The following is a 3,900-nucleotide window of genomic DNA, read 5'->3' as shown; positions in this document are numbered from 1 at the left end:
CGGGCGTCGGCCGGGACGCCGACGCGAACGCCGGGACGACGCCGCGCCACCCGCGCGAGCGCCACTCCCGGGCCAGCCGCCAGATCGTGGCGTTCGCGGCCGGGTCGGACGACCCCGCCGCGACCAGCACCACGGCGGTGTCGGGGTCGCCCGGCTCCACGCCCGCCTCCGACAGCCGGCGTTCCAGCGCGTCCGTCAGCAGCGGGTGCGGGCCGAGCGTCCGCGCGGTCCGCAGCGCCAGCCGGGGCCACCGCGCCCGCACCCGGTTCAGCACGCCCGGGAGGTCGGTCTTGCTGTGGTAGGCGGCCGTCAGCAGCAGCGGCAGCACGACCGCCTCGGCGGCGCCGTCCCCGGCCAGCGCGTCCAGCGCCCGGTCGGGCGCCGGCGGCGCGTGGTCGAGGAACGACGCCTGCACGGGCAGGCCGGGGCGCAGCGCCCGGACGGCGCCGGCCAGCTCGGTGACGGTCGCGGCGGCGCGGGGGTCCCTGCTCCCGTGCGCCACCGCGACCATGGGGACGCTCACAGGTGGATGCCGCACTCGGTCTTGCCCATGCCGGCCCAGCGGCCGCTGCGCGGGTCCTCGCCGGGGGCGACGGGACGGGTGCACGGCTCGCAGCCGATCGAGGGGTAGTCGTCGTAGTGCAGCGGGTTGATGATGACCCCGTTGTCCTCGATGTAGTTGTCCATCTCCTCCTGCGACCAGTCGAGGATCGGGTTCACCTTGACCATGCCGCGCTTGCGGTCCCACTCGACCACGCGGCGGTTGCGGCGGCTGGCGGTCTCGTCCCGGCGGATCCCGCTGAACCACGCCATGTAGCCCTCCAGCGCCCGGCCGAGCGGCTCCACCTTGCGGAGGTGGCAGCACAGGTCGGGGTTGCGGCCGTAGAGGCGGGGGCCGAGCGCGGCCTCCTGCTCCTCGACGGTGCGGGACGGCGTGACGTTGATGACGTTCACCGGGTACACCGCCTCGACCGCGTCGCGGGTGCCGATCGTCTCGGCGAAGTGGTAGCCGGTGTCGACGAACAGCACGTCGATGCCCGGCTTCACCTTCGACACCAGGTGGATCAGCGCGGCGTCCGACATGGACGAGGTGAGGCAGATGCGGTCGCCGAAGGTGGCGGCGGCCCACCGGATGACCTCCAGGGTGGGCGCGCCCTCCAGCGCCGCGGCGGCCGATTCGACGATGTCCTCGAGGTCGAGGGTCGGTCTGTCGGTCTCCAGCAGGGTCACCGGGACTCCTTCGTCTTTCGAGCGGCTCGGACACCCAGGAACTTCAGCTGGAAGGAGCGGACGCAGGCGTTGCAGAACCACGCCCCGTGCTCCTCCAGGGGTTCGAGATCTTCGTCGCCGCAGTACGGGCAGTAGAACGGCGCGGCACGTTCGCTCATTCCGATCTGCCCGTTACTTGAGGTCGGCCTCGTCGGCGCGCCGCGCCCACTCGGCGAACGTCTCGCCGTCGGTGCGCTGCTCGTCGAACTTCCGGACGACCCGCTCGACGTAGTCGGTCAGCCCGGCCGACGTGGTCTTCAGCCCGCGGACCTTCTTGCCGAACGTGGCGCCGAGCTGGCCGCCGAGGTGGATCTGGAACCCCTCGACCTGGTCGCCGTTCTCGTCCACGACCAGCTGGCCCTTGAGCCCGATGTCGGCGACCTGGATGCGGGCGCAGGCGTTCGGGCAGCCGTTGACGTTGATCGTCAGCGGCTGGTCGAAGTCCGGCAGGCGCTTCTCCAGCTCGTCCATCAGGTCCATCGCCCGCTGCTTGGTCTCGACGATCGCGAGCTTGCAGTACTCGATGCCGGTGCAGGCCATCGTCTGCCGCCGGAACGTGGACGGCCGGACCTGGAGGTCGTGCTCGGCCAGCTCGTCGGCGAGCGCCTCGGTGTTCTCCTCCGGGACGTCGAGGATGACCATCTTCTGCTCGATGGTCGTGCGGACCCGGCCGGAGCCGTACCGCTCGGCCAGCTCCCCGATGGTGCCGAGCAGCTCGCCGTTGACGCGGCCCACGCGCGGCGCGAACCCCACGTAGAAGTTGCCGTCCTTCTGGGGGTGGACGCCCACATGGTCGCGCTGCGCGCGCGGCGCGGCGGGCTCGGGGCCGTCCGGCAGCGCGTACCCGAGGTACTCCTTCTCCAGCACCTCGCGGAACTTCTCCGCGCCCCAGTCCTTCATCAGGAACTTCAGCCGGGCGCGGCTGCGCAGCCGCCGGTACCCGTAGTCGCGGAAGATCGAGGTGACGCCGTGCCAGACCGCGCTCGTCTGCTCGGGCTTCACGAACACCCCGAGGCTCTGGGCGAACATCGGGTTGGTGGACAGCCCGCCGCCGACGTACAGCTGGTAGCCGGTCTCGCCCGCCTCGTTCACGACGCCGACGAACGCGATGTCGTTGATCTCGTGGACGGTGCAGTGCGCGGTGCAGCCCGACATCGCCGTCTTGAACTTGCGCGGCAGGTTGGAGAACTCGGGCGAGCCGATGTACCGGTCGTGGATCTCGCGCAGGTCCCGGGTCGCGTCGATCACCTCGTCGGCCGCGATGCCGGCCAGCGGGCAGCCGATGATGGTGCGCGGCACGTCCCCGCACGCCTCCATCGTGTGCAGCCCGACCGCCTCCAGCGCCTCCCAGATCGCCGGGACGTCCTCGATCCGCACCCAGTGCAGCTGGACGTTCTGCCGGTCGGTGATGTCGGCGGTGCCCCGCGCGTACCGGGTGGAGATGTCGGCGATGGTGCGCAGCTGCGGCCCGCTGAGCTGGCCGCCGTCGATGCGCACCCGCATCATGAAGTACTTGTCCTCGAGCTCCTCGTCCTCGAGGGCCCCGGTCTTGCCGCCGTCGATGCCGGGCTTGCGCTGCGTGTACAGCCCCATCCAGCGGAACCGGCCGCGCAGGTCGGCGGGGTCGATCGAGTCGAAACCGGTCTTGGAGTAGACGTCGATGATCCGGCGGCGGACGTTCAGCCCGTCGTCGTTCTTCTTGTTCTCCTCGTTCTTGTTGAGCGGTTCCCGGTAGCCGAGGGCCCACTGGCCCTCGCCCTTCTTGCGCTTGATCGCGGGTGGCACGGCGCGCGTCCTCATCTGTGGTGGTGAGGGACGCGTAGCGCACCGGCGCTCTGAGGCAGCCGGCTCGACGCTGAGCAGGATGAAGTCAAAGGTGACGCCGATGCACCACGCGCCCGGCTGAGCAAGGGGGCGTGGTCGGGGCGTCAGCGACAGATCGCGCTGCGGACGCGGAGGAAGTCGACGTGCCGGCGCTTGGCCAGCAGCGGGTCCGCAGCAGTCATGCTCAAACTGTGACACGCCGTCTCGCGGGCTGTCCAGTGACGTCCGGAATGTGAACGAGTGAGAAGTGTCATCCTTGACGCTTCCAGTTCACGGGCGGTTCGGCGCCCTGCGCACGCTCCCCGGACGGCGCGGTCCCCCCGGCGGGCCCGGACGTCTCCGACGGCGTCGCGGGCGCGGCCTTGTGCTGGCAGTCGCACCACGAGCCGCCACGGCACTCCCCGTGGTGGCGTTCGCGGCAGGACTGGCAGATCACCCCTTCATTGTCACCGATGGGCATCGATGCTCGCGCACCCGGCCGCCTGGGCGCGGTGCCCGTGCGCGCCGGCGGCCCACGCCCTACGGTGGGGCGGTGTGACCACCGTCTCGGACGCCGGCGGCGACTCCCCGGCCAGGGACGACGGTGCCCCTCCCGCCGACGCGGGAGGCGCCGTCGGCCCGGCCGCCGCATCCCCGGGCCGCGTGCCCCAGGCGCGGAAGGGGTCGCCCGGTGCGTCCTCCAAGCGCGCGCGGGCGGACCGGAACCCCGATGACGGGGCCTCCGATCATGGGGCATCGGATCAGGGGCATACCGCTCTCGTGCGTTCCGACCACGCCCCGCGCCGCGCCGCGGGCCCGGCCGCGCGC

4 protein-coding genes are annotated in these 3,900 nt (G+C 71.9%); all 4 read right to left on the bottom strand.

What is annotated here, in order from left to right:
* On the bottom strand, positions 1-511 hold a 511-nt coding region (locus ABZ914_RS48245; RefSeq protein ID WP_500201341.1), incomplete at its 3' end, for a sirohydrochlorin chelatase.
* Positions 512-519: 8 nt separating this feature from the next.
* A complete protein-coding gene (locus ABZ914_RS48240) occupies positions 520-1,230 on the bottom strand; it encodes a phosphoadenylyl-sulfate reductase (RefSeq protein ID WP_500201340.1) in 711 nt (236 codons plus the stop codon).
* Positions 1,227-1,388 (bottom strand): Insertion element protein, encoded by a 162-nt coding sequence (locus tag ABZ914_RS48235; RefSeq protein ID WP_500201339.1) that lies wholly within the window; start codon positions 1,386-1,388, stop codon positions 1,227-1,229. Before ABZ914_RS48235 ends, ABZ914_RS48240 begins: the two co-directional genes overlap by 4 nt.
* Before the next feature lie 13 nt (positions 1,389-1,401).
* On the bottom strand, positions 1,402-3,069 hold the full coding sequence (locus ABZ914_RS48230) for a nitrite/sulfite reductase (RefSeq protein ID WP_500201338.1): 1,668 nt from the start codon (positions 3,067-3,069) through the stop codon (positions 1,402-1,404).
* Positions 3,070-3,900: the final 831 nt, after the last annotated feature.

The organism is Spirillospora sp. NPDC046719, assembly GCF_040645715.1.
Taxonomy (GTDB): domain Bacteria; phylum Actinomycetota; class Actinomycetes; order Streptosporangiales; family Streptosporangiaceae; genus Spirillospora.
This window is presented reverse-complemented; position numbering and strand designations above follow the sequence as displayed.

Coding starts and splice junctions, on each gene's coding strand:
- ABZ914_RS48235 (WP_500201339.1), bottom strand. CDS start 1,388: ATGAGCGAACGTGCCGCGCCGTTCTACTGCCCGTACTGCGGCGACGAA.
- ABZ914_RS48230 (WP_500201338.1), bottom strand. CDS start 3,069: ATGAGGACGCGCGCCGTGCCACCCGCGATCAAGCGCAAGAAGGGCGAG.